Origin of the sequence: Rhizobium sp. UBA1881 (assembly GCF_002338015.1) — a bacterium.
Taxonomy (GTDB): domain Bacteria; phylum Pseudomonadota; class Alphaproteobacteria; order Rhizobiales; family Rhizobiaceae; genus Rhizobium.
Window position 1 is genome coordinate 1 of the sequence record NZ_DDHH01000150.1, and the last position, 26,555, is coordinate 26,555.

The 26,555-nt window shown below is 59.3% G+C and carries 22 protein-coding genes; 17 read left to right on the forward strand and 5 right to left on the reverse strand.

Annotation, left to right across the window (positions count from 1 at the left end; genetic code table 11):
- Window positions 1-412: NAD(P)-binding domain-containing protein (locus tag B3605_RS17865; protein ID WP_296435366.1), on the reverse strand; the 412-nt coding region annotated here is incomplete at its 3' end.
- Window positions 413-842: 430 nt separating this feature from the next.
- Here B3605_RS17865 and B3605_RS17870 point away from each other — a divergent pair.
- The 10 genes from B3605_RS17870 (at window position 843) to B3605_RS17915 (ending at window position 15,462) form a co-directional block, all read left to right on the forward strand.
- Entirely contained in the window at window positions 843-2,186 is a 1,344-nt protein-coding gene (locus B3605_RS17870) for an adenylate/guanylate cyclase domain-containing protein (RefSeq protein WP_112944083.1), read from the forward strand.
- A gap of 146 nt (window positions 2,187-2,332) precedes the next feature.
- Window positions 2,333-4,231 carry an ABC transporter ATP-binding protein gene (locus B3605_RS17875; RefSeq protein ID WP_296435368.1) on the forward strand — a complete coding sequence of 633 codons (1,899 nt, stop codon included), beginning with the start codon at window positions 2,333-2,335 and terminating at the stop codon, window positions 4,229-4,231.
- Complete coding sequence (locus B3605_RS17880; protein WP_112822546.1) at window positions 4,225-6,135, forward strand: ABC transporter substrate-binding protein; 1,911 nt, start codon at window positions 4,225-4,227, stop codon at window positions 6,133-6,135. Before B3605_RS17875 ends, B3605_RS17880 begins: the two co-directional genes overlap by 7 nt.
- A gap of 3 nt (window positions 6,136-6,138) precedes the next feature.
- The gene (locus B3605_RS17885) at window positions 6,139-7,137 is read left to right on the forward strand and encodes an ABC transporter permease (RefSeq protein ID WP_112972819.1); all 999 of its coding nucleotides are present in this window, start codon (window positions 6,139-6,141) and stop codon (window positions 7,135-7,137) included.
- A complete protein-coding gene (locus tag B3605_RS17890) occupies window positions 7,137-8,309 on the forward strand; it encodes an ABC transporter permease (RefSeq protein ID WP_162725353.1) in 1,173 nt (390 codons plus the stop codon). The genes B3605_RS17885 and B3605_RS17890 overlap by 1 nt, the downstream gene beginning before the upstream one ends.
- Before the next feature lie 87 nt (window positions 8,310-8,396).
- Complete coding sequence (locus B3605_RS17895) at window positions 8,397-9,605, forward strand: glycosyltransferase family protein (RefSeq protein WP_112822656.1); 1,209 nt, start codon at window positions 8,397-8,399, stop codon at window positions 9,603-9,605.
- Between the two features lie 11 nt (window positions 9,606-9,616).
- Entirely contained in the window at window positions 9,617-10,864 is a 1,248-nt protein-coding gene (locus tag B3605_RS17900) for a glycosyltransferase (RefSeq protein WP_112972817.1), read from the forward strand.
- A complete protein-coding gene (locus B3605_RS17905) occupies window positions 10,861-12,000 on the forward strand; it encodes a glycosyltransferase family protein (RefSeq protein WP_112972816.1) in 1,140 nt (379 codons plus the stop codon). The genes B3605_RS17900 and B3605_RS17905 overlap by 4 nt, the downstream gene beginning before the upstream one ends.
- A gap of 184 nt (window positions 12,001-12,184) precedes the next feature.
- Window positions 12,185-14,899 carry an ABC transporter ATP-binding protein gene (locus B3605_RS17910; RefSeq protein WP_183795494.1) on the forward strand — a complete coding sequence of 905 codons (2,715 nt, stop codon included), beginning with the start codon at window positions 12,185-12,187 and terminating at the stop codon, window positions 14,897-14,899.
- A gap of 95 nt (window positions 14,900-14,994) precedes the next feature.
- Complete coding sequence (locus B3605_RS17915) at window positions 14,995-15,462, forward strand: cyclic nucleotide-binding domain-containing protein (RefSeq protein ID WP_112972814.1); 468 nt, start codon at window positions 14,995-14,997, stop codon at window positions 15,460-15,462.
- A gap of 84 nt (window positions 15,463-15,546) precedes the next feature.
- On the opposite strand, the gene B3605_RS17920 is transcribed toward B3605_RS17915, so the two are convergent.
- A complete protein-coding gene (locus B3605_RS17920) occupies window positions 15,547-16,878 on the reverse strand; it encodes an MFS transporter (RefSeq protein ID WP_112972813.1) in 1,332 nt (443 codons plus the stop codon).
- A 387-nt stretch (window positions 16,879-17,265) separates the two neighbouring features.
- On the opposite strand from B3605_RS17920, the gene cyoA reads away from it, so the two are divergent.
- The 7 genes from cyoA (at window position 17,266) to B3605_RS17955 (ending at window position 23,573) form a co-directional block, all read left to right on the forward strand.
- Window positions 17,266-18,402, forward strand: coding sequence for a ubiquinol oxidase subunit II (gene cyoA, locus B3605_RS17925; RefSeq protein ID WP_112944093.1), 1,137 nt, complete (start codon window positions 17,266-17,268; stop codon window positions 18,400-18,402).
- 49 nt (window positions 18,403-18,451) lie between these two features.
- Window positions 18,452-20,455, forward strand: coding sequence for a cytochrome o ubiquinol oxidase subunit I (cyoB, locus tag B3605_RS17930; protein ID WP_018896980.1), 2,004 nt, complete (start codon window positions 18,452-18,454; stop codon window positions 20,453-20,455).
- Between the two features lie 4 nt (window positions 20,456-20,459).
- A complete protein-coding gene (cyoC, locus tag B3605_RS17935; protein WP_112822538.1) occupies window positions 20,460-21,080 on the forward strand; it encodes a cytochrome o ubiquinol oxidase subunit III in 621 nt (206 codons plus the stop codon).
- Window positions 21,077-21,478: a cytochrome o ubiquinol oxidase subunit IV gene (cyoD, locus tag B3605_RS17940; protein WP_112822537.1), complete on the forward strand. Its 402-nt coding sequence runs from the start codon at window positions 21,077-21,079 to the stop codon at window positions 21,476-21,478. The genes cyoC and cyoD overlap by 4 nt, the downstream gene beginning before the upstream one ends.
- A gap of 50 nt (window positions 21,479-21,528) precedes the next feature.
- Window positions 21,529-22,281 carry an SURF1 family protein gene (locus B3605_RS17945; RefSeq protein ID WP_112972853.1) on the forward strand — a complete coding sequence of 251 codons (753 nt, stop codon included), beginning with the start codon at window positions 21,529-21,531 and terminating at the stop codon, window positions 22,279-22,281.
- A 97-nt stretch (window positions 22,282-22,378) separates the two neighbouring features.
- A complete protein-coding gene (locus B3605_RS17950) occupies window positions 22,379-23,140 on the forward strand; it encodes a histidine phosphatase family protein (RefSeq protein WP_112972852.1) in 762 nt (253 codons plus the stop codon).
- 13 nt (window positions 23,141-23,153) lie between these two features.
- Window positions 23,154-23,573 carry a hypothetical protein gene (locus tag B3605_RS17955; RefSeq protein ID WP_296435379.1) on the forward strand — a complete coding sequence of 140 codons (420 nt, stop codon included), beginning with the start codon at window positions 23,154-23,156 and terminating at the stop codon, window positions 23,571-23,573.
- A 21-nt stretch (window positions 23,574-23,594) separates the two neighbouring features.
- Here B3605_RS17955 and B3605_RS17960 read toward each other — a convergent pair whose 3' ends face one another.
- From B3605_RS17960 to B3605_RS17970, 3 genes are all read right to left on the reverse strand, one after another.
- A complete protein-coding gene (locus B3605_RS17960) occupies window positions 23,595-24,428 on the reverse strand; it encodes an ABC transporter permease (protein ID WP_112972812.1) in 834 nt (277 codons plus the stop codon).
- Window positions 24,428-25,252, reverse strand: a complete 825-nt coding sequence (locus B3605_RS17965) for an ABC transporter permease (protein WP_112972850.1) — start codon at window positions 25,250-25,252, stop codon at window positions 24,428-24,430. Before B3605_RS17965 ends, B3605_RS17960 begins: the two co-directional genes overlap by 1 nt.
- A gap of 145 nt (window positions 25,253-25,397) precedes the next feature.
- Window positions 25,398-26,531 carry an extracellular solute-binding protein gene (locus B3605_RS17970; RefSeq protein ID WP_112944097.1) on the reverse strand — a complete coding sequence of 378 codons (1,134 nt, stop codon included), beginning with the start codon at window positions 26,529-26,531 and terminating at the stop codon, window positions 25,398-25,400.
- Window positions 26,532-26,555 lie beyond the last annotated feature (24 nt).

Here is a 26,555-nt window from a genome sequence, read left to right on the forward strand (position 1 = left end):
TGGTCGATTCCAGCACCACCAGCTGGCCCTTGCGCAGATGCTCGCCGATCGTGCGCGACGTCGCTTCGACGAAGGACAAGTCCGGGTCCCGGTGCTTGGTGAGCGGCGTCGGCACACAGATGACGATGACGTCGCACTCGGCTAGGCCGGCAAATTCGGTCGTCGCGGCAAAGCGGCCGGCATCGATCTGAGCCTGCAAGTCGGCGCTGGTGACCGCATCGATATAGGAGCTGCGCGCATCGATGGCGACGATCTTCTTCGGATCGACATCGAAGCCGGTGACCGCGAAGCCGCTACGGGCGATCGCCATGGCGAGCGGTAAGCCGACATAGCCGAGGCCGATGATACCGGCGCGAGCCGTGCGGGTCTCAATCTTGTTGGAAAGATCGTCGAATACAGAGGTGCTTTGCAAAGCGGGTCTCGCCTGAAACAGAAAGGAATTCTGATCTAGTGTAAGATCGCGGCGAATTAAACCCGCTAATCGGGATATTGGACAACTGACGCGAACGTGAACACGGGGCGGCACCTAGCAGGCTGATCGTCGCGGTGTTGCTAAAATGACTCCGCCTCCCGCAGACATTTGGAGGAACAGCGGAATTTGGCCCACGCCCATTGTCTCGTGTGGATGGCGGACCTATCTAGAGTGTATAACCAACCATCAAAAGGCAGCTTATCCGGCCGCATTCACCTGTGGCCTGACAGGTACCTCCGCCGCTCTGGCGGATCGTTGACACAATAATACTGCTCGTTCATCCTGAATTTCGCCTGGCGCACATGACGCGTCTGGACGATTTTCCGTCTTTTTTTCGGGGGTGACGCGCCTTATGAGGATATTAGCAGGCATGGGCGCGATCGATACCAGGGTATCTTCAATTCTACTGGACCGTGTTGCTGAGTGGCTGACGAATTCGTCGCTGGCTGGCGACGATCTAGAAAACATCGTTCGCGGCTTCTGCGAGCGCATCGCGGCTGCAGGTCTTCCGATCGCGCGGGTTCACCTCACCTTCTCGATGTTGCATCCCCTGTACGATGCACTCAGTTTCACTTGGAAAAGAGCAAGCGGTGTGACGATTGAAGGGTATCGCCATGCAGCGGGGCAGAAGCCCGATCGCTTCCTGCAGAGCCCTTATTACTATCTCCTCGACAATAATTTACAGCATATCCGTCGCCATATACCGGCCGACGGGCAGGTGGAGTTTCCCGTTTTCGCCGATCTGCGGGCTGAACGTATCACCGATTACCTCGCCTTCGTGCAGCCATTCGGCGATGGCTCGGTGCAGGGCATGATGGGTTCATGGTCGACCGACAGCCATTCCGGCTTTTCCGACGACATGATCGACGCCTTGTTGCGGATGCAGAACCACCTCGCCGTTGCAGCCAAGATGGCCGTACTCGGCAAGCTCGCCAACAACATGCTGACCACCTATCTTGGCGGTGATGCGGGCAAGCGCGTCCTCAACGGCCAGATTCGTCGCGGAGATGGTGAAACTATCCGTGCCGCGCTGGTGATGGGTGACATGCGACAGTCTACCGTCTACGCCGAAAAGGAAGGCCGCCAGAATTACATCGACACGCTGAACCAGTTTTTCGACGCAATCGCCGCGCCATTCAATCGAAATGGTGGCGAGATCCTGAGCTTCATAGGGGATGGCTTCCTAGCCGTCTATCCATGCGGGCGCCACAAGGATCCGTCGAAAATCGCCTGTCAGGCCGCCCTGTCGGCTGTTCACCAGGCCCAGTCTCGGGTCTGCGAACTCAACAGCGAGCGCCAGGCCAACGGCTTGGGCAAGATCTCCTACGGCATCGGCCTGCATGTCGGCAATGTCATGTTCGGCAATGTCGGCTTGAAGGACAGGCTGACGTTTTCGGCCTTCGGCTCCGCCGTCAACGAGGTGCAGCGGCTGCAGTCGCTGACCAAGAAATATTCGCGCGAGGTCGTCGCCAGCCAGGCCTTTGCTGGCTATTGCGGCGGAGAATGGACGACGCTGGGTGAGGAAAAGCTGCGCGGCGTGCGCCAGAAAATCACTGTTTTGCAACCGCACGCGCCAACCCCGCAGCTGCACACCGACGAGGGCATCGATGAGGCACCTCACGATGCGCTGTCGGAGGCCGAGCAGGTCATCCTTCTCCACCGCGATGCTCGCAAGCAGGCCACAGCCCCGACAGCTGACAAGTTCATGCAGTAACGTTCGGAGCGATGCCTTGGGCCGAGGCTGACAAAAAGGCAGAAATCTCCCCAATTTCAATCAGTTCGTCATCAACTGGACACCCTGATTGCCGTACGCTAGTGTCTTCGCAATAGATACGAAGAAAACTGGGGAATCTCATTGGTATGGCGTCCGCGTCCGATCTGCTACGCATCGAAAATCTTGATATCTCCTTTACGGTTTTCGGCGACAAGCTGCGTGTCGTGAAGAACGCAAATTTGCGCATCCTGCCGGGCAAGGTGACGGCGCTGGTGGGCGAGTCGGGTTCTGGCAAGTCGGTTATCAGCCAAAGCATTATGGGTATTTTGCCCAATCCCGCCCAGGCTACGGGAAGCATACTCTTCACCGACCCCTTGGACGGCAAGGCCACGGATATTTTGAAATACTCGCGCGACAGCGAAGAGATGCGCGATTTGCGCGGCCGGCGCATGGCGACGATTTTCCAGGAGCCGATGACATCGCTGTCACCGCTGCACACTGTGGGCAATCAGATCAGTGAATCGCTGCTGATCCATACGGACGCGACCAAGAAAGAAGCACGGCAGAAGACGGAGGAGATGCTCGGTCTTGTCGGCTTCGCCAATCCGAAGCGGACATTCGACATGTACCCCTTCGAACTGTCGGGCGGCATGCGCCAGCGCGCCATGATCGCCATGGCGCTCATCTGCAACCCCGCTTTGTTGATCGCCGACGAGCCGACGACCGCGCTCGACGTGACGATCCAGGCGCAGATCCTCGAACTGCTGCGCGATCTGCAGCACAAGCTTGGCATGGCAATGCTGCTGATCACCCATGATCTCGGCGTCGTCGCCAACATGGCCGACGAAGTCGTCGTCATCTACCATGGCGAGATCATGGAAGCTGGGCCGGTGGAATCGATCTTCCGCAATCCGCAGCACCCCTATCTCAAGGGCCTGATGGCCGCCGTTCCTCACTTCGACATGCGAGAAGGCGAGCGGCTGAAGGCGCTGCGGGACGTTCCGGTCAACCTCGAATCCCTCGTCGGCAAGAAAAAGGCCAAGGTGGCGGTCGAGGGGCCTGAGGTGCTCTTGTCGGTCAACAATCTGACCAAGACCTTCAAGACACGCAACCGCGGCCTGTTCGGCATGGGCGACCACGCGGGCGTTCGCGCGGTCGACGATGTCAGCTTCGATATTCGCCGTGGCGAGTGCCTTGGCCTCGTCGGTGAATCTGGCTGCGGCAAGACCACCGTCAGCAAGATCCTCATGCGGGCGATGGCGCCGGATAGCGGCTCGGTGATCTTCAACGACGGCAAGGATGTCGTCGACGTCCTGTCCGTCACCGGCGATGATCTGCAGGAACTGCGCACCAATATCCAGATGGTCTTCCAGGACCCGGTATCGTCGCTGTCTCCTCGTATGACTGTTCGCAATATCCTTTCCGAGCCGCTCGAAATCCACGATCGCGGTGACAGTGCAGAGCGCAATCGCAAGGTTGAAGCGCTGATGGGCGCGATCGGGCTCGATAAGCGCTATCTCAACCGCTATCCGCACAGTTTCTCTGGCGGTCAACGACAGCGCATCGGGATTGCGCGCGCGCTGGCACTCGGGCCTAAGCTCATCATTCTCGATGAACCCGTCTCCGCACTTGACGTTTCGGTCCAGGCCCAGATCCTTAACCTGTTGAAGGATCTCCAAAAGGAACTCGGGCTGACCTATCTGTTCATCTCACACAATCTGGCCGTGGTCGACTACATGGCCGATCGCATCGCGGTGATGTGCAAGGGGCGCATCGTCGAGATCGCGCCGCGGGAGATCATCCTGCGAGATCCGGTCCATCCCTACACCAAATCTCTCCTGGCCGCCGTCCCCTTCCCCGATCTTGACCGGCCGCTGGACTTCGAGGCTCTGCGCAAGAACGGTGCGGCTGACAAGCAGAACTGGGGCGTGACCTTTACTGCCGAACACGACGACGTATCGGAACTCGACTATGCCGATCTTGGCAACGGTCATTTCGTGCGCGCCCGGAAAGGCGCCGACGCAAAGGAGTTGCGCGCATGGTAACGCGTCGCGGCTTTATCGGTGGACTGGTTGGCACAGCGATCGCCCCGTCATTGGCAAAAGCGGTTGGAGAGCGGGATATCGAGCCCGAATTCCTGCGCGACTGGCTGCGGGCAGATCGCATCCCCCCAATGGTGGAGCGCCTGCCTACCCATCCAAGGATCATCAACATGAAGGCCACCGGGCGACAGCCCGGGGTCTACGGCGGCACCGTGCGCACCATCATCGGCAGCGCGAAAGACATCCGCTACATGACAGTCTATGGCTATTCCAGGCTTGTCGGCTACGATACCAAGCTGCAGTTCCAGCCCGACATCCTGATGGGCTTCACCTCGGAAAACGACGCCGTCTTCACCTTCCATCTGCGCGAAGGGCACCGCTGGTCCGATGGATCGCCCTTCACTGCCGACGATTTTCGCTACTGGTGGGAGGATGTCATCCTCAACAAGGAGCTGACACCGGGAGGAGGCGCGCTTGAGCTTCGTCCGCACGGTAACCTTCCGCGCTTCGAGGTCCTCGACCCCGTCACCGTGCGCTACACCTGGGACCGGCCGAACCCCAACTTCATGCCGGCACTTGCCGGACCGCTGCCGCTGGTCATTTACGGGCCGGCGCACTATCTGAAGCAGTTCCACAAGAAGTATCAGGACGACTTTCGCCTTTCGGCGTTGATGAAGCAGAACCGCGTCAAGAAATGGGCCGATCTGCACATCAAGATGTCGCGCGCCTCGCGCCCCGAAAACCCCGACTTGCCGTCGCTCGATCCCTGGATCAACACCACGCCGCCGCCGGCAGAGCAGTTTGTCTTTGTGCGCAACCCATTCTTCCACCGGATCGACGAGAACGGCGTCCAACTGCCCTATGTCGATCGGTTCATCATGAACGTCAGCTCGTCCTCGATCATCGCAGCCAAGGCGGGCGCGGGCGAATCCGACCTGCAGGCAACAGGCGTCGACTTCAACGACTATACGTATCTCAAGGACGCCGAGAAGCGTTTTCCCGTAAAGGTAAACCTGTGGAAGCAGGTGCGCGGATCGCGCGTGGCGCTTTTGCCGAACCTCAATTGCGCTGACGATGTCTGGCGCAAGCTTTTCCGCGAGACACGCTTCCGGCGTGCCCTCTCGCTGGCTGTCGACCGTCACGAAATCAACATGGTGGCCTTCTACGGCCTTGGCAAGCCGAGCGCGGACACCGTTTTGCCGGACAGTCCGCTGTTCAAACAGGAATATGCCGACGCCTTCATCGCCCATGATCCAGATGAAGCCAACCGTCTGCTTGACGAGCTGGGGCTGACCGGGCGCGACAGCGAAGACATTCGCCTGCTCCCGGATGGGCGCCGCGCCGAGATCACGGTGGAAACCGCTGGCGAGAGCAATCTCGACACCGACGTGTTGGAATTGGTACGCGATCACTGGCGCGAGGTTGGCATTGCGCTCTACACCCGCACCTCGCAGCGCGACGTCTTCCGCGACCGCGCCATGAGCGGCCGTATCATGATGTCGATCTGGTTCGGCATCGACAACGGGGTGGCGACCGCCGACATGTCGCCGAGCCAACTGGCGCCAACCATGGACGATCAGTTGCAATGGCCGCTCTGGGGCATGTACCACCTATCCGCCGGCCAGGCTGGAACCGCGCCTGATCTGCCGGAGGCCGAGCAGCTTGTTACCTTGCTCAGCCATTGGGGCGCGACCTCTCACTTCGAGGAACGTCAAGCGATCTGGCACCAGATGCTGTCGCTTTACACGCAGCAGGTCTTCTCGATCGGATTGATCAACAGCACGCTGCAACCCATTTTAAAATCAGCGAAATTGCAAAATGTGCCGGAGCAAGGCCTCTATGGCTTTGACCCGACATCCTATCTCGGCATCTACATGCCCGACACCTTCTGGTTCAAGGAGGCCTGAGCGATGTTGAGATATATCCTCTGGCGCATCGCCGCCATGGTGCCCACGCTGTTCGTCATATCGGCACTGGTCTTCACCATCATCGAACTGCCGCCAGGCGACTTCTTCGAAAGTCAGATCGCTGAATTGCGCGCCCAGGGTGAAAGCGCCAACCTGCAGGAAATCGAGGAACTCAGAAAGCAGTACGGTTTCGACAAGCCGGCCGTGGTCCGCTATTTCTACTGGGTCGGCGGCATGCTGCACGGCGACTTCGGCTATTCGTTCGAATACCAGCTGCCAGTGTCGGAGGTCGTGGGTGACCGATTGTGGTTGACCATTCTTGTCTCCTTTACGACGATCCTTCTGACCTGGCTGATCGCCTTTCCGATCGGCATCTATTCCGCCACCCATCAGTACAGCTGGGGCGATTACGGCCTGACACTGTTCGGCCTGCTCGGCATCGCCATTCCCAACTTCATGCTGGCGCTGATCCTCATGTATTTCGCCAACATCTGGTTCGGGGTTTCGATTGGCCACTTGATGGACCAGAAATATCTCGCCGAGCCTATGAGCTGGGAGAAAGCCAGATCGATCCTGTCCCATCTGTGGATCCCCGTGATCATCGTCGGCACGGCCGGCACTGCAGGCATGATCCGACGGCTCCGCGCCAACCTGCTCGACGAGATGCAGAAGCAATATGTCGTGACGGCGCGCGCCAAGGGCCTTCCCCCTTTGCGCGCGCTCATAAAATACCCACTTCGCATGGCGCTGAACTTCTTTGTGGCTGATATCGGCTCGATCCTTCCTTCGATCATATCGGGCGCGGAAATCGTCGCTATCGTGCTGTCACTTGAAACCACGGGCCCGATGCTGATCAAGGCGCTTCAGAGCCAGGATATGTATCTTGCCGGTTCATTCCTGATGTTCCTGGCCTTCCTGAACGTCATTGGCGTGCTGATATCGGACATCGCCCTTGGCTTCCTCGACCCGCGTATTCGCCTGCAAGGCAGGAGCACCAAATAATGTCGCCCTTGCCCCCACCCGGCGCACCTTTGCCGCACTACGTCTCGACCGCGCCATTCGATCCGATGGCGACCGAAAGCATGACTGCGGCGCAATCGCGCATCCACCTCGCGTCGCAAAAGCAGCTGATGTGGTGGAAATTCAAGCAGCACCGCCTGGCGCTTGCATCGGCGGTCTTCCTGATCGCCGTCTATCTGATGATCATCGTCGTGGAATTCGTGGCGCCTTACGGGCTGCACACCAAGAACGTCGATTTTATCCACTCGCCACCGCAGCGCGTGCACTTTTTCAATGATGGCAAATTCGTCGGTCCGTTCGTCTATGGTCGTACCATGTCGCTTGATATGGACACGCTGCATCGCCTCTACAGCGACAAGCCTGGCGACGTGCAGCCGATCCGTTTCTTCTGCCGCGGCGACGCCTACAAATTCTGGGGCGTGTTCGATTCCACCCTGCATATGGTCTGCCCCGCCGAGGGGGGACAGATGTTTCTACTTGGCACCGACCGTTTGGGGCGCGACGTGCTTTCGCGCATTCTTTACGGAGCCCGCATCTCGCTGACGATCGGCCTGATCGGCATATCCATCAGCTTCTGCCTCGGCATCGTCATTGGCGGCCTTGCAGGCTACCGTGGCGGCGTGTTCGACCTGATCGTACAACGCCTGATCGAAGTGCTGCAGTCACTTCCGAGCCTGCCTTTGTGGATGGCGCTGGCAGCGATCATGCCGGTGACGTGGAGCCCAATTGTTATCTATTTTGGCATCACCATCATTCTCGGCATTATCGATTGGACCGGCCTGGCGCGCGCCGTGCGCTCCAAGCTCTTGGCGTTGCGCGAAGAGGATTACGTGCAGGCAGCGCAGCTGATGGGCGCAAGCACGCCTCGCGTCATCGGTCGCCATCTCGTCCCGGGCTTCATGTCCCACCTGATCGCTTCGGCAACAATCTCCATTCCCAGCATGATTCTCGGCGAGACGGCGTTGAGCTTCCTGGGGCTTGGCCTTCGCCCGCCGATCACAAGCTGGGGCATTTTGCTCACGGAAGCCAAGAGCGTAAGCGTTATTGCGTTCTATCCGTGGTTGCTTTTCCCGATTATACCGGTGGTCTTGGTTATTTTGGCGTTCAACTTTCTGGGAGACGGCTTGCGTGATGCGGCAGATCCCTACAAATAACGGCCGACGACTGATCCTTCCCCGATCCGTCGCCAGCGCCGTTGAAAGCGGCGGTGCTAGATGATGAATAGCCCGGAAGGAATGTCCATGGCCAGGCGCCTGGAAGACGCACGCATCCTGATGTACAGCCATGACACGTTCGGGCTCGGCCATCTGCGACGCTGTCGAACCATCGCGCATGCGTTGGTCGAGGACTATCGCGGCCTCAACATCCTGATCATCTCAGGTGCGACGATCGCCGGTGCCTTCGACTATCGCGCCCGTGTTGACTTCGTGAAGGTGCCGAGCGTCATCAAGCTGCGCAACGGCGAGTATACGTCGATGGCAAGCCATATCGATCTTCAGGATACGCTGAAGATGCGCGAATCGATCATCCGCCACACAGCAGAGACGTTTCAGCCAGATATCTTCATCGTCGACAAGGAGCCGATGGGACTGAAGGGCGAGGTTGAGGAGACGTTGAACTATCTGAAGGCACGAGGCACGACACTGGTGCTTGGTCTGCGCGAGATCATGGACGCCCCTCACCTGCTCGACGCCGAGTGGAAGAAGAACGGCGTGATGCAGAAGATCGACCAGTATTACGATTCGATCTGGGTGTATGGCCCGCCTGATTTCTACGACCCGCTCATCGGCCTCGATGTGCCGGCCAGCGTTCGCCGCAAGATGGACTTCGTCGGCTTCCTGCAGCGCAGCGTCTCAGCCAATAAAACCTCAATCAATGCCCGCAGCGACAACTATATTCTCGTCACGACAGGTGGCGGTGGCGATGGCTCGGATCTGGTGCACGACGTGATGAATGCCTACGAGCAAGATCCGACCTTGCAGCAAAAGGCGTTGGTTGTGCTCGGTCCCTACATGCCGGTAGCGGAGCGCACGACGCTGGTGCAGAAGGGGTCGAAGATCCCCTACATCCAGGTGATCGAATTCGACAACAATATGGAAGAACTGATCGCCGGCGCCGCTGGCGTGGTGGCGATGGGTGGCTACAACACCTATTGCGAAATCCTCTCCTTCGACAAGCCCGCGCTGATCGTGCCCCGCGTCAAGCCGCGCGAAGAACAGCTGCTTCGCGCCAAGCGGGCCAGCGACCTCGGCCTCGTAGAGATGCTTTTGCCGGAAGCCTCGGCTGACGCTGCCGTCATGGCCGATGCGCTGAAGCGTCTGCCGCATCGACAGCCGCCTTCGATGAGCGGATCCAACATGCGGCTTGAAGGCCTCAACCATATCTCCGAGACAGTTGGCAGCTGGCTCGACAACCGTGGCCGCCACCTTTCCGTCGTCGGCGCCGAGTGAAAGTCTTATCATTGCTGCCACGCCGCAAACTGCTTGTCGTCTTGAAGGGCTACCCGCGCCTTTCGGAAACTTTCATCGCGCAGGAATTGCTGGGGCTAGAGAAGGCCGGTTTTGACCTGACCCTGATCTCCATGCGGCGTCCAACCGACAAGAAGCGCCATCCCGTTCACGACGAGATCAAGGCGCGGGTCGTCTATCTGCCGGAATACCTCCACGAAGAGCCATTGCGTGTGCTGAAGGGGCTGTTTGCAAGCCTCCGCAAACCGGGCTTTGGCACGCTCATGAAGCGTTTTTTCAAGGACTTGCCGCGTGATGTCTCGCGCAATCGCTTCCGAAGGCTTGGCCAGGCAATGGTGCTCGCCCGCGAATGGCCGGATGGCGGACAATGGCTGCACGCGCATTTCATCCATACGCCAGCCTCCGTTACCGAATATGCGAGCCTTTTGACAGGTGTGCCCTGGACCTGCTCTGCCCACGCCAAGGACATCTGGACATCTCCGGACTGGGAACTGACTGAAAAACTCTCCAGCGCCCGATGGGCCGTCACCTGCACCCGAAACGGTTACCAGCATATGCGCACGCTGACATCGCGCAAGGATGCAGTGCATTTGAGCTATCACGGTCTCGATCTCGCCCGCTTCGGTCATTTCTCTGGCGAACGATCCGGCCATGATGGCAGCGACCCGACAAAACCCGTCTTCCTGCTCAGTGTAGGGCGCGCGGTGGAAAAGAAGGGTTATGACACCTTGCTGCAAGCGCTGGCATTGCTACCCAGCGATCTCAATTGGCGTTTCGAGCATATCGGCGGCGGTGACGAACTGGCCAAACTGAAGGCACTGGCTAGCGAACTCAAGCTCTCCCAGCGCATCACCTGGAAGGGAGCGCTCGCCCAGGAAGAGGTTCTGGATCACTATCGCCGAGCCGATCTTTTCATGCTCGCCTGCCGTATCGCGGCCAATGGCGACCGCGATGGGTTGCCGAATGTTCTGGTCGAAGCGTCCAGCCAGCGCTTGGCCTGCATCTCCACCTCCGTGTCCGGAGTACCGGAACTGTTGGTAGATGGCGAAAATGGACTGCTGGTCGAACCGGATGATCCCAAGGCGCTGGCCCAGGCGCTTGAGGCAGCCATTCGCGATCCGGACCTGCGGCAAAGGCTGGGTGACGCTGCCGAGAGCCGTGTGCGCAGCCACTTCGACTACAATGCCAGCATCGATCAGCTCAGCCAGCTTTTCCAACAAGAGTGGCAGAAAGCATCATGAGCGCCCAAAGGGTTTTCTTCTACGTTCAGCACCTGCTCGGTATCGGTCATATCGCGCGCGCAAGCCGCATCGCAAATGCCCTTGAGGCCGACGGTTTCGATGTCACTGTCGTAACTGGCGGCCTGGCCGTTGCCGGCTTCCCGGCGGCGGGGTTGAAGACGGTGGCATTGCCGCCCGTGGTGGCCAGCAACGCCGGATTTTCCGGGCTTGCCGATGAGCGGGGTGTCGCCATCGACCAGGACTTCCTGGATCGTCGTCGCGATCTTCTATTGCAGGCCTTTCACGACGCGCGGCCCGACGTCGTCATCATCGAGGCTTTTCCATTTGGACGCAGGCAGATGCGCTTCGAACTCCTGCCTTTGATCGAAGCAATCGAAGCGTCGAACCCGCGACCGAAACTGCTTAGCTCGGTGCGCGACATATTGCAGGAGAACCGCAAGGCTGGGCGCGACGCCGAGACCGTGGGCCTTGTGCAGGCGCATTTCGACGGCGTGCTCGTTCACGGTGACCCGGGCTTCGTGCGCCTCGAAGACACTTTCCCGCTGACAGCAGATATCGCCGACAAGGTCTCCTACACCGGCATCGTGGCGCCGCCAACACCGAAGCAGGCGTCGGAGACCTTCGACATTATCGCATCCGCCGGCGGCGGCGCGGTTGGGATGGAGCTTTTGAATGCAACCGGCGAAGCCGCGAAGACCCTGCCGGCCGATCTGCGCTGGCTGCTGATCAGCGGTCCGAACCTGCCGGAGGCAGATTTCGCGTCCCTATCGCAAGCGATCCCGACCAATGTCACGCTCGTGCGGTTCCGCAAGGATTTCCCCTCGCTGCTCGGCGCCGCGCGCGTTTCCATTTCGCAAGCCGGCTACAACACTGTAGGTGACCTCTTGCGGACCGATTGCCGGCCGATCCTGATCCCGTTCGTGGCAGGCGGGGAGACCGAACAGACCTTCAGAGCCGAGCGCCTCGAAAAGCTTGGACTGGCCGATTTGCTTCCTGAAAAAGGGTTGACGGCCGATCATGTGGCAGCAGCCGTGAGCGCGGCACTTTCGGCTCCAAAGCGTCGCACCGCCGATCTTACGATCGACCTAGAAGGCGCGAGACGAACGGCGGAAATCATTCGCGCTATGCTCGCGTGAAACTCTCGCCCTTTATGAAAATCATGTGATATAAAACAGTTCTCGCGTGAATCGGTGTCCAGCAATACACGCCGCTTCGCGTTGTTTTTATTGAGCGATCCGGTAGCATGATCCTGTTCTCGGTACCACCGCCTTCACGTGCAGGATTGATGTCTCAAATTTTCCAGACAATCGACGGTTAGCAATGGAAAAAAGCCTCGCGCGCTACATCTGGTCGAACACGCGGCTGCAGCAGCTTTGGATTCTGGCGGTTGTCGCTCTCTCGATGGTGCCCTACTTCCTGTCCTTCGACCTGCCCAAGCAGATCGTCAACGGACCTATCCAGGGCTCGGGCTTCGAGGGCGAAGGCGCAACGCAAACCTTCATGCATCTGTCCTACACGTTTCCGCTGATCGGGAAGGTGGAGTTTTTCCAGGGCATTCAACTCGGTCGCGAGCAGATGCTGATGGCACTCAGCCTGGTTTTCTTGGCGCTCGTGGTGCTCAACGGTCTCTTCAAGTTCTACATCAATACCTACAAGGGTCGGCTGGGCGAGCGCATGCTGCGGCGTATCCGCTTCCAGCTGATCGATCGGGTTCTGCGTTTCCCGCCCAATCACTTCAAGCGCGTGAAATCCGCTGAAATCGCCACCATGATCAAGGACGAAGTCGAGCCAATGGGCGGCTTCACCGGGGACGCCTTCGTTTCGCCTGCCTTGCTCGGCGGCCAGGCCCTGACGGCGCTCGCCTTCATCATCGTGCAGAATTTCTGGCTGGGCATGATCGCCGCAGGGATTGTCGGCGTTCAAGCAGTGGTCATTCCCCGCATGCGCAAACGGCTCCTGGAACTTGGACGTCAGCGCCAGTTGACGGCGCGCGAGCTTTCCGGCCGCGTCGGCGAAATCGTCGATGGCATCGGAACAATCCACGGCAATGACACGTCAAACCTCGAACGTGCCGACATCGCGGCGCGCCTCGGGCTCATATTCTCGATCCGCTACGATCTCTATCAGTGGAAGTTCCTGGTCAAGTTCCTCAACAACTTCCTGGCTCAGGTCACCCCGTTCCTGTTTTACGCAATCGGCGGTTATCTGGCGCTTCAGGGCAGGCTGGATATCGGGCAGCTCGTGGCGGTCATCAGCGCCTACAAAGACCTGCCGGGACCGCTGAAGGAGCTTATCGACTGGGACCAGATGCGTCAGGACGTGCAGGTGAAGTATCAGCAGGTCTACGAGCAGTTCAACGTCGAGCCGCTGATCGACGACAGCATCCACAAGGTTGCCATCGAAGAGGTCGCGGCTTTGGCCGCCCCCATCGTCGTTACCAATCTTGCCGTCAGCGACGACAGCGGCGCCAAGCTGATCGATCACGTCTCCGTCGAAATCAAGCCGAACGAGACGGTGGCCGTCGTCGGCCCCAATTCGAGTGGTGCCGAAGCCTTTGCCGAGGCGCTTGGCCGCGTGGTCTGGCCGAATTCAGGCCGTATCACCATCGACGGAAAGGATCTGCTGGAGCTGCCGGAATCGGTTTCCGGCCGCCGGATTTCATATGCGTCGTCAGACCTGTATTTTTTCCAGGGCACGCTTCGCGACAACCTTCTCTATGGGCTGAAGCACGCGCCGCTGAAAGATCCTGACTACGACGAGCAGACGGCTCAGGAAGCCAAGTGGCATGCCGCCGAAGCCATCAAGGCCGGCAACCCGACGCTCGATCCGAACAGCGACTGGGTGGATTATCGTGCGGCGGGCGCCACGGGTCCCGGCGATATCCTGACCGCGATGCGGCCGGCTCTCGACGCCGTGCTGATCACGGAGGACATTCTCGACCTCGCGCTGCGCTCGACTGTTGATACGCACGTCCATATAAAGCTTGCAGAACATATCGTCGATCTGCGCGCCGCGCTGCGCGAGAAAATGCAGCAGTCGGAGCTCGGCAACATCGTCGTTCCCTTCGACTTCGATAGCTACAATGCGCAAGCGACGGTTGGTGAGAACCTGCTTTTTGGCTCCATGAAGCGGCCGATCATGAACAATCGGCGCCTGGCGGCCCATCCCTATTTCCAGACACTGTTCCGGGAAACGGGACTGAGCAACGACCTCTACGCCATGGGTCTGGAAATCGCTGAAAACGCGGTCGAACTCTTCCACGATCTACCGCCGGACCACCCGTTCTTTCAGCAGCTGACCTTCATGACGGCGGACGACATCCCGACCTATCAGGCGCTGCTGCAGAAGCTCAGCAGCCGGAAGTTTGACGACGCGACGCCGGAAGAGCGCTCGGCGATTATCCGCCTGAGCTTCGCATATATCGAGCCTCGCCATCGCTTCGGTCTCCTGACCGACGAATTGACCGCCAAGATCGTTAGCGCCCGCAAGCAGTTCCACGAGAATATTCCCGATGATCTTGCCGCTGTCATTGAGCGCTACGACCCCGAACATTTCATCTCGTCAGCAAGCCTGATGGACAACGTTCTCTTCGGTCGCATCGCCTACCAGCGTGCCGACGCGTCCGAAAGCATCCGGTCGATCATGGTCGGCCTGTTCGAAACGCTCGAGCTCTTCGACGATGTCCTGTCGATTGGCCTGGAGTTCGATGTCGGCTCCGGCGGCAAGCGATTGACGATGGTCCAGCGCCAGAAGCTGAACCTGGCGCGTACGCTGCTCAGGCGGTCCGACTACATTATCCTCAATCGGCCGCTGTCGGCGCTGGATCAGCGCGTGCAGGACCAGATCACCAACAATCTCGTCAACGAGCTGCATCAAGAGGGCGAGCGGCCAGCGATCGTTTGGGTTCTTTCGAACGCCCGATTGGCCGCGCTCTTCGATCGAATCCTGCTTTTTGATCGTGGAAGCCTGGTCGAGGCCGGTAATTTTCCGGAACTTTCCGAACAGAACGGTATGTTCAAGGAACTGTTATCGTAATATTCTAAAGGGGCTACAAAAGTGACGTCCAGCCAAAAAAGGACGCGCGTAATTCTAGCAAGCGAGCCACGAGCGCGCAGGGAGAAGATAAGGTCATGCTGCTTAGAGACGAAGTCGAGATGCTACGGCGCGTGCCAATCTTTTCACGGATAGCACCGGCCAAGCTCAAACTTTTGGCCTTCACCTCAGACCGCATGACATATAGTGAAGGACAGGATCTGTTCCGACAAGGTGACCCGGGCGACGCCGCCTACGTGGTCCTGTCGGGAACAGCAGACATTCTTGTTCGCTCACCCGCGGGCGACATCAAAGTCGCCGATGTCGATCCCAACTCCATCGTCGGCGAGATCGCCATCCTCTGCGATGTCTCGCGTACCGCGACGGTTCGTGCCACCTCGGCGCTTGAGGTGCTCCGGATCAGCAAGGAGCATTTCCTGAAGCTTTTGAGCGACTTTCCCGAGATGGCTGTCGAGATCATGCGCGTCCTCGCAGACCGCCTGAACCACACAACCGCCGAGCTTACGGCCGCGCGCGCCGCAAAAAAGCCGGAGCCAGTGAGTTAGGCGACCCACCATAGCTCATACGCAAATGTTAAAAGCCCGCCCAAACATCAGTTCAGGCGGGCTTTGTTTATTGGCGTCGATCGATCAGTCGCGCTGTTCCAGCGCCCGGCTGAACGCCAGAGCAGCAAGCGTACAGATAGCGCCCGATAGCAGGTAATAGCCAACGAAGGTCAGTCCGAACCGGCTGGAGAGGCTGAGTGCGACCAGCGGCGCGAAGCCGGCGCCGACGAGCCACGCCAGATCGGACGTGAACGCAGCGCCAGTGTAGCGATAACCCCGGCCGAAGCGTGAGGAGATCGAGCCCGTGGCCTGTCCGAAGGACAGCCCGAGGACGCCAAAGCCGATGATCACGAAGGCATCGTGCCCATTCGAACCCGAGCCCAGCATGATGGGACCAACAAAGCTGAAGATCGCGATCAAAACCGCGCAGACCGCCAGCTGGCCGCGCCGGCCGATACGGTCAGCCATCAGGCCAGAAGCGATGATCGCCAAGATGCCCACCATGGCGCCGACCGTCTGGACCAGCATGAAGGCGCCGATCGGCTGGTCGCCGTAGAGGCTCATCCAACCAAGCGGGAAGATCGTGACGAGGTGGAACATCGCGAAGCTCGCGAGCGGCACAAAGGCGCCGATCAGGATATCGCGACCGTGGATGCGCACGACGTCGCGAATCGGGGCCGCCTCGAGCTCATGCTGTTCCAGCGCCGTGCCGAATTCCTTCGTCATCACCAGGCGAAGACGGGCAAAAAGTGCAACGACGTTAATGGCGAAGGCGACAAAGAACGGATACCGCCAGCCCCAGCTAAGGAAATCTTCCGATGACAGATTGGCGACGAAGTAGCCAAAGAGCAGGCTGGCCAACGCAAAGCCGATCGGCGCGCCAAGCTGCGGGATCATCGCATACCATCCGCGGTGATTCTTCGGCGCGTTCAAGGCCAGCAGGGACGCCAGGCCATCCCAGGCACCACCGAGCGCAAAGCCCTGCCCCAAGCGGAACAGCGCGAGAAGCGCAATCGACCAGACGCCGATCTCAGTATAACCAGGCAGAAACGCAATGGATGCGGTGGACCCACCAAGCAGGAACAGAGCGATGGTGAGCTTGGTGCCGCGGCCATACAGGCGGTCGATCGTCATGAAGACCACGGAGCCGACTGGTCGTGCCAGGAATGCAAGCGAAAAGATCGCAAAGGAATAAAGTGTAGCCGTCAACCTGTCCGGCGCGAACGGAAAGACAAGTTGCGGAAAGACCAGCACCGACGCCAGCCCGTAGACGAAGAAATCGAAGAACTCGGATGTACGTCCAATGACGACACCGATTGCAATGCTGCCCGGAGAAACCGGCTTGTCAGCATGAATTTGTCTCGCGTCACGCTCCATGGACGTGGACGAAGGACCATAGTTAGTCACAGTAGCCATATTCAAAACGCCTCCCTCGTTAAGACGCTTGCGGCAAAGCGTCTCACCTAAGAGTTTGAACGAACTCTCACCGTTATCAAGTGCGGAGATCAGAAATAGTTTCCTAGGGATTTTGAAAATTAGCGTCGCGTGAAGAAATGTGCGCGAGAATGCTAAAATAAGGCCCTGAATGGTGGTCGAGGGGCCTTTCTGGGATATATAGTTGCACGAATGCGGCGCCGTGCAAAAAAATGCTTCTATTCGTCGCCTCAAGTTTTTGACATCGCACGCGCTCCGTCGTATCCCGCACTGCGGCAATTCTGCTGCGCTGCGACCAAACACCTCATGTTGCTACAAGTTATAGTGCTTTAGTCGCGGATCGGACGAAACAAAAAGAGCAATAACGACGTGCAAAAGCTGTCAAAGTTTTCCCGCCATCTCGTCATTCTGCCGCTATTTTTTATGCTCGCAGGATGTAACCTGGTGGTCATGTCGCCTTCCGGCGATATCGCCATGCAACAGCGAGACCTGATCATCGTGTCAGTCCTGCTGATGCTGTTGATCATCATCCCGGTGATTTGTCTGACGCTGTTTTTCGCTTGGCGCTACCGCCAGTCGAACACCTCCGCCACGTATGATCCCGAATGGCACCATTCCACGCGCCTCGAAGTGGTCATCTGGTCCGCGCCACTCGCGATCATCATCGTGCTCGGTGCGATCACCTGGATCACCACGCACAAGCTCGATCCGTACCGTCCCCTTGACCGCATCGATGCGGAGCGCACCATACCCGCCGACGTAAAGCCCCTGACCGTCCAGGTCGTCGCTCTCGACTGGAAATGGCTGTTCTTCTACCCGGAACTGGGCATCGCAACCGTCAACGAACTGGCGGCTCCCGTCGATGTTCCGATCAACTTCGAGATCACCGCGTCGTCTGTGATGAACTCGTTTTACATCCCCGCACTCGCTGGCCAGATCTACGCGATGCCCGGCATGCAGACCAAGCTGCACGCCGTCATCAACAAGGAAGGCGTGTATGACGGTTTCTCCGCGAACTATAGCGGCGCCGGCTTCTCCCACATGCGCTTCAAGTTCCACGGCATGAACCAGCAGGGCTTCGAAAGCTGGGTGGCTCAGGTCAAGAACCAGGGCACCGCGCTGAACCGCGACGCCTATCTCAAGCTCGAACGTCCGAGCGAGCGCGAGCCGGTTCGCTACTTCGCCACCGCCGACAAGGATCTCTTCAACGCGATCCTGAACATGTGCGCCACCCCCGGCAAAATGTGCATGAGCGAAATGATGCACATCGACATGATGGGCGGCGCCGGCAAGGAAAGCCATGAGAACCGCGACAAGCTGAAATTCGACGGTGAGCCAATCGACGGCATCCACCTTCCCGAGCCAGCTGCCGCAGGCGAAGCCCCCGCCCATGGTGCCGGCAACATGGAAAACATGCCCGGCATGACCATGTCCGGAACAACCATGCAGCACGACGGCCATACTATGCCGTCGTCCGACGCGAGCGCGCCTGCTGCGACGAAATAATTCAACCTGGCGCTTTGCGTCTAAAAGACACCAATGAACGGGTTACTCCATGTTTTCCAATCCTGACCTTCTGAAGTTGATCTTCGGCCGGTTGACGATCGAGGCAATCCCCTATCACGAGCCGATTCTCGTCGCCACGTTTGGCGCGGTCGTGGTCGGCGGGATCGCGGTCCTCGGTCTCATCACCTACTTCAAACTCTGGACCTATCTCTGGAAAGAGTGGTTCACCAGCGTCGACCACAAGAAGATCGGCATCATGTATGTCATTCTTGCCTTGGTCATGCTTCTGCGCGGCTTTGCCGACGCTCTCATGATGCGTACCCAGCAGGCGATGGCCTTCAACGGCAATCCCGGCATTTTCCCGCCTCACCACTACGACCAGGTCTTCACGGCCCACGGCGTCATCATGATTTTCTTCATGGCAATGCCGTTCGTCACCGGCTTGATGAACCTCGTGGTTCCGCTTCAGATCGGCGCACGCGACGTGTCCTTCCCATTCCTGAACAACTTCTCGTTCTGGATGACGACGGCCGGCGCGGTCCTGATCATGATGTCGCTGTTCATCGGCGAGTTCGCTCGTACCGGCTGGCTGGCCTATCCGCCGCTCTCGGGCGTCGAATATAGCCCCGGCGTGGGTGTCGACTATTACATCTGGGGCCTGCAGGTTGCAGGTATCGGAACGACGTTGTCGGGTATCAACCTGATCGCGACCATCGTGAAGATGCGCGCGCCCGGCATGACCATGATGAAGATGCCCGTCTTCACCTGGACCTCGCTCTGCACCAACGTGCTGATCGTCGCCTCCTTCCCGATCCTGACCGCAACGCTCGCGCTGCTGTCGCTCGACCGCTACGCCGGCACGAACTTCTTCACCAACGACCTTGGTGGCAACCCGATGATGTATGTGAACCTCATCTGGATCTGGGGTCACCCGGAAGTTTACATCCTCGTGCTGCCTGCCTTCGGTATCTTCTCCGAAGTCGTCGCCACCTTCACCGGCAAGCGCCTGTTTGGCTATGCCTCGATGGTTTACGCCACAGTCGTCATCACCATCCTGTCGTATCTCGTCTGGCTGCACCACTTCTTCACCATGGGTTCGGGCGCAAGCGTGAACTCCTTCTTCGGCATCACTACGATGATCATTTCCATCCCGACAGGGGCGAAGATGTTCAACTGGCTGTTTACGATGTATCGCGGTCGTATCCGCTACGAAGTCCCGATGCTGTGGACGATCGGCTTCATGGTGACCTTCGTCATCGGCGGCATGACCGGTGTCATGCTGGCGATCCCGCCGGCTGACTTCGTGCTGCACAACTCGCTGTTCCTCATCGCCCACTTCCACAACGTCATCATCGGCGGCGTGGTGTTCGGTCTGATGGCCGGCGTGACCTACTGGTTCCCGAAGGCTTTCGGCTTCAAGCTCGATCCGTTCTGGGGTAAGATGTCCTTCTGGTTCTGGCTGGTCGGCTTCTACTTCGCCTTCATGCCGCTTTACGTTCTCGGCCTGATGGGCGTAACCCGCCGCATGTCGCAGTTCGAAGATCCGTCGCTGCAGATCTGGTTCATCATCGCTGCCTTCGGCGCATTCCTCATCGCGCTCGGCATCGGTTCGTTCCTGATCCAGCTCGTCGTCAGCTTCCTGAAGCGCGAAGAGCTGCGTGACACAACCGGCGACCCGTGGGGTGCCCGTACGCTCGAGTGGTCGACCTCGTCGCCGCCTCCGGCCTACAACTTCGCGATGACGCCGATCGTCTACGACCACGACAGCTGGTACGACATGAAGGCTCGCGGCCACGTCCGTCCGACGGAAGGCTTCAAGCCGATCCACATGCCGAAGAACACCGGTACCGGTGTCATCCTCGGTGCTCTGAGCGTCGTCTTCGGCTTCGCGATGATCTGGTACATCTGGTGGCTGGTCGCGGCGTCCGCGCTTGCCATGCTCGTGGTCACCATCGGTCACACGTTCAACTACAAGCGTGACTTCTACATCCCCGTAGAGGAAGTCGTGGAAACGGAAGACAAGCGCACCAAGCTGCTTGCCGAGCAGGTGTAAGATCATGAGCAACTCTGCAATCGACACGGCTGAGAAGCCCGAATTCTACCTGACGGAAGAGCATCACCCCGAAAACAGCACCATGCTGGGTTTCTGGCTCTACCTGATGAGCGACTGCCTGATCTTCGCGATCCTGTTCGCAACCTACGCCGTTCTCGGCCGCAGCTATGCGGCCGGCCCATCGCCGGCAGATCTCTTCGATCTGCCGCTGGTGGCGGTCAACACCTCCATGCTGCTGCTCTCCTCCATCACCTATGGCTTCGCCATGCTGCAGATGGAGCGAGCGAAAAAGGCTGAAACACTGTTCTGGCTCGCCGTCACCGGCGTGTTTGGCGCCGTGTTCATCGCGCTCGAACTCTACGAGTTCATCCACCTGATCCATGAAGGTGCGGGGCCGCAGCGTTCGGCGTTCTTGTCGGCCTTCTTCACGCTGGTCGGGACCCACGGTCTGCACGTGACCTTCGGCATCATCTGGCTGGTGACGCTGATGGTGCAGGTTTCGATGCATGGCCTGATCCCCGAGAATAAGCGTCGCCTGATGTGCCTTTCGATGTTCTGGCACTTCCTCGACGTGGTCTGGATTGGCGTCTTCTCGATTGTTTATCTTATGGGAGTACTCGGATGAGTTCGCACGCACCCGCACACGAGGATGCTCACGAAGCCCATCATGGGCACAGCCATGGGCATGAAGCCGCTCACGGCACCTTCAAGAGCTACATGATCGGCTTTGTCCTGTCGGTCATCCTGACGGCCATTCCATTCTGGCTCGTCATGGCCGGCGTCTTCGACAACAAGGCTGTCACTGCTGCGCTGATCATGATTTTCGGCGTGATCCAGATCGTCGTTCACATGATCTTCTTCCTGCACATGAACTCTCGCTCCGAGGGTGGCTGGACGTTGCTGGCGCTGATCTTCACGATCCTGCTCGTGGTTATCGCACTCTCCGGCTCGCTCTGGGTCATGCATCATCTCAATACGAACATGATGCCGATGAACCCGGAAATGATGAAAAACATGCCCTGACGGGCACAATGGACGGGCGGCGGCAACGCCGCCCGTTACGGTTCAAGACCTTGACAAACTCCCCTGCAGACCAAGCTCCCAAACGTCGTTCGGCGATCGCACTTACGATCTTCTGCGGCTTCCTCGTCGTCGTCCTTTGTGCGGTTTTCGCGCTTGGTGTCTGGCAGGTCGAACGCCGCGCCTGGAAACTGGATCTGATCGCCCGTGTCGATCAGCGCATCCATGCCGAACCGTTGGCCGCCCCCGCCCGCGCTGACTGGGGAAATATCACAAAAGAAAATGACGAATACCGCCGCGTCACGGCTGAAGGCGCCTTGCAGAACGACAAGGAAAGCCTCGTCTTCGCGGCCACGACGCTGGGCGCCGGATATTGGGTGATCACGCCCCTGACGCTTGCCGACGGGACATCCGTGATGATCAACCGCGGCTTCGTGCCGACGGACAAACGCGACGTGAACACGCGCCTTGAGGGTCAGGTCTCCGGCCCGGTCAAGATTACCGGCTTACTACGTCTCAACGAGCCGGGCGGCACCTTCATCAAGTCGAACGATCCGGCGAACGATCGCTGGTACTCGCGCGACGTGGAGGCGATGGCTGCAAAGCGGGGCGTCACCGATATCGCCCCATACTTCATCGACGCCGTTGCCACCGCCAATCCGGGTGGCTTTCCCGTCGGGGGGCTGACGCAGGTGAGCTTCCCCAACAACCATCTCCAGTATGCGCTGACCTGGTTCGCGCTTGCCGCGATGGTGGCCGGCCTTCTGGTTTTCGTCCTGCGCAGCGAGCTGCGCCGACGTCGATAGCGGGTCGGGCCCTTGGGCCCGACATCCCCGGCGTTGCCCATCAAGCGCGCAGCGGTCATGATAAGACGATTCCATTTCGGACATTCTGGGCCGCATGATGCGCATATTTCTTGTTCGCCACGGCGAATCCCTCGGCAATCTTGATGAGCGGGCTTACGGCCAGTTCGGCGATCACAATGTCCCGCTGACCAGATGGGGACACCGGCAGGCGATTGGCGCGGCCGAGGCGATAGCCTCCCACCTGAAGACGTTGGCCGACGTCCCGCAGTTGCAGATCTGGTATTCCCCATTCTTGCGAACGCGCCAGACCAAGGATGCCCTTGTTTCGGTTCTGTCGCCCAACCTCATAGGCAAGGTCCGCGAAGACTATCTGTTGCGCGAGCAGGATTTCGGCCTCTTCACCGAGATCTACGACCACGCGGAGCAGAGGCAGAAGTTTCCCGACGAATTCGAGAAATGGGCAAGGCTGCGCAACAATAGTGGAAAATTCTACGCACGACCGCCCGATGGCGAGAGCCGCGCCGATGTCGCCCAGCGCATGCGCCTGTTCATCCAGACGGCACTGCACGACAGCCGCGATGGAGACGACACCGTCGTCATCGTCGGCCACGGTGTCACCAACCGGGCGTTCGAAATGAACTTCCTGCAGCAACCGGTCGACTGGTTCGAGCGATCCTATAATCCCGGCAATGCAGACGTGACGCTAATCCAGGGATCGAATGCGCAGGGATACGCCTCGACACTGCTCCACCACGCCGCCGATCGCGGGCCGGGCGAGGAGCATGACATGCGTGAGGCCTATGGTGCGGAGGTCACGATCGCACCGAGATCAGGTCTTCCCGAAGGAAGCGGGATGTGAACCGTTGCCAGCGATGACCAATCAAGTGACATCCGTCATGGAATCCCGCGCCTGCGGCACCTGCACCTTGTGCTGCCGGCTGCCGGAGATCGATCAGCTCTCGAAGCCTGCGAATGCCCTGTGCGTGAACTGCGTGACGGGACAGGGCTGCCTCATTTACGACGACCGTCCGGATCTCTGTCGCGATTTTCTCTGCGCATGGATGACAGACCCTAAGCTTGGACCGCAATGGGACCCTGTCGTCGCGAAGATGATGGTGTACGGTCAGGGCGATCAACTCACGGTGCTTGTCGATCCCGACCACCCGCAGTCGTGGCGCGAGGAGCCATACGCCAGCCAGCTGACGTCGTGGGCGACGAAGGCAGCCGGGCGTGGCGGCTATGTCATCGTCTTTGTCGGAGACGACGTCTACAAGGTCGCTCCGGCCAACTAGCCGCCACTAGCGGTTTAAGCCTCAGTGTCCGACGCGTGATATCACATCCGCCTTCAGGAACCGCTCGACAATCAGCATGAAGACAAGCGACGGGATGAGGAGAAGCAGAGCCGTGATCGAGGCGATTTGATAGTTGCCACCTGAGGCCGTCGTGTAGAGCAGCAGCGGCAGCATGTTCACATCAGGCGCGCCGACAAAGTAGCTGCCGGTGAACTCATCAAGGCTTTCCAGAAAGACGAAAATCGCGCTTGCCATCAGGCCGGGAGCGGCAAGCGGCAGGGTGATATCGAAGAAGGTACGCATGGCGCCCGCGCCGGTTACGCGCGCAGCCTGCTCCAGCTCCGCATCGATCGCCGAGAAGGCCGCCGTGGCGATCCACACCGCGTAAACCAGGCCGTGCGAGACATGCACGAGGACAACACCTGGGATCGTCCCGTTGAGGCCAATCTCGTAGAAGATGCGCGCAACGTTCACATAGACCGTGAGGTTCGGGAAGGCTTGCGGGATGAGGAAGGCGAGCAGGATCGCGCTGCGCAGCGGCAGCTTCAGCCGCGCCAGCGCATAGCCGGCCGGGATGGCGAGAAGAAGCGAGACGATGACGGTGAAGACCGCAACGACAAGTGAGTTGCGCAGCGAATCCAGCGCCCCGCCCCGCGGCGCGAAGACTTTCACCCACGAGCTGAAGCCGTATTCCAGCGGCAGGCTATGCGGAAAGTACCATTTCTCGGCAACTGTCCACAAAACCAGATTGGCGAGCGGGCCGAAGATGAAGAAGGCCATCAGTCCGAAGACGATGCCGCGCGGCACCCACCACAGGCCAGCAAGAGAGGCTCGTGATCGAGAAATCGTCGTCATCACGCGCGCTCCTTCAGGCTTTGGCGGAGATAAATCCAGGCGACGGAGGACGCCAGCACCAGCGAGACCAGGCCGAGCGCGTTGGCAACGCCGTAGTCGCCATAGGCGTTGACGCGGAAAGCGATATCGGCGGTGAGCATGGTCGGCGATTGCGCGTTGATCATCAAAGGCACCGAAAGCACCGACATCATGGTGACGAAAGAGAGGATCAGACCGACGGTGAGCGTGACGGCGACCTGTGGGACGATGATCTCCAACAGCAGTCGTAATTTCGACGCGCCGAGATTGCGGGCCGCCTCGATGGTATTGCGATTGATGGAGGCCATCGCGCCGGCGACCAGCAATGCCACGAACGGCGTCTGCTTCCAGACGAAAGCGATGACGATGCCGCGCCAGTCGAGGAAACTCACGGCATCGAGTGGGTTCATCAGGCCGAGGCTGACGGCAGTGTTGTTCATCATGCCGTTCTTGGAGAGGAAGGTACGCAGGATCTGGCCGACGACGATGAACGGAATGAACATCGGCCAGCGATAGAGCCAGCGGAGGATCGCGACGGCGCGCGGATGTTCGCCGAGCGTCAGATAGCCGCCAATCGCGATCGCGCCGATGCCGATCAACACGGTCGATAGGCCAACGATAACAACGGTGAAGACGATGTCGCTGGTGTAGAGGTCGAAGGTCTTGACAAAATTGTCGAAGCCGAGCGCTCCACCTTCCACCCTGAAGGCGCCGACCGCCGACATGATCAACGGAAGAATGAACAGGGCTGCAATGACCGCCAGCGCGGGCAGGACAAGCAGGAGACCAAGTAGGCGTTTCGACATGTTACGACCTTGAGACGCGAGCGAGGCGGATGAGAGGAGGCGGTGACAGAGACGAGCGCCGCCGAAAAGGACGACGACACCGCGTGCCACCTCTCATCCGGTCAATCGAACCGCCCTCCCCCGGGAGAGAAGGCGGTTCGCAGACTTACTTTACGGACTTTTCGTAGGCTTCGAGGATCGCGGTATTGTAAGGCGCGATCGGGAAAGGCTTGCCGTTGTTGGCAAGATCGTCAGGCGTGATGTCGACGAAGAGCTTGTTCCAGGTCGCGTCGTCGAGCTTCGGCTTGACGAAGTTGGCGTCGATACCCGGATACCAGTTGAAGCGCTTCACGATGCCTTCGGCCTGAACTTCCGGGCTGGTGGCGAGCGCGATGAACTTTTCCGCAAGCGCCTTGTGGCCCGACTTTTCAGGAACGACATAGTGCATCGGCTGGCCGGGCATACCCGGGGCCGGCAGCACCAGCTTCATTTCCGGCGGCAGCTGGCCATTGGCCTGCCAGCTGTAGAACATGTCGACCCAGACAGGGCCCATGGCGATTTCGCCGCGGCTGAGAAGATCGAGCGTGCCGGCGTTACCAGGCGTCAGCGTGGCGTTCTTGGTGAAATCGGCCAGGCTCTTGAAGGCGCCGTCCCACTTGGTGGTTTCTTCCTGCTTGAACGGACCCGTCATCAGGTTGTTGGCATCGCCACCGCCGAAGGCATAGACCCAGCCCATGACGAAGGACACGCCAGAAGCGCCGCCCTTGATGCCGTTGTACCCGAACTGCTTCGGATGAGCCTTTGCCCATTCGGCGAGTTCCGCGTAGCTCTTCGGCGGGTTCGCAACCAGTGCCGGGTTATAGGCGATCGCCGTCTGGCTGTTGAACATCGGCATGACGAAGCCATCGACATCCGAGCCGAGCGCGTTCTTCGCGTTGCCGCGGGTCACCAGCTTGCCGGTATCAATGTTGCCGCGATACTTCTCGAGGTAACCCTTCTGGACCATCGGGCCGGCGAACTTTTCGTGCACGACGGCAACGTCGACATCCCAGACCTTGGCTTCGGCCGCTGCCTGCGCGTCGAAACGCTCCAGGATCTTCTGCGAGCCTGCATCACCGGGACCGGTGCCGACGGCGCGAACCGTGTCGCCCGGATTGGCCTTCTCGAACAACGGTCCGAGATACTGGTTGATGTAATCGACCATGTTCTGGTCGCCTGCGGTGGCGACCGTCAGCTCTTCGGCCTTTACCGGCAACGTCGCGAGAGCAACGGCGATAGCGGCATACGTCAATCTCTGCATCAGGCTTCTCCTTGTTATGAAAAT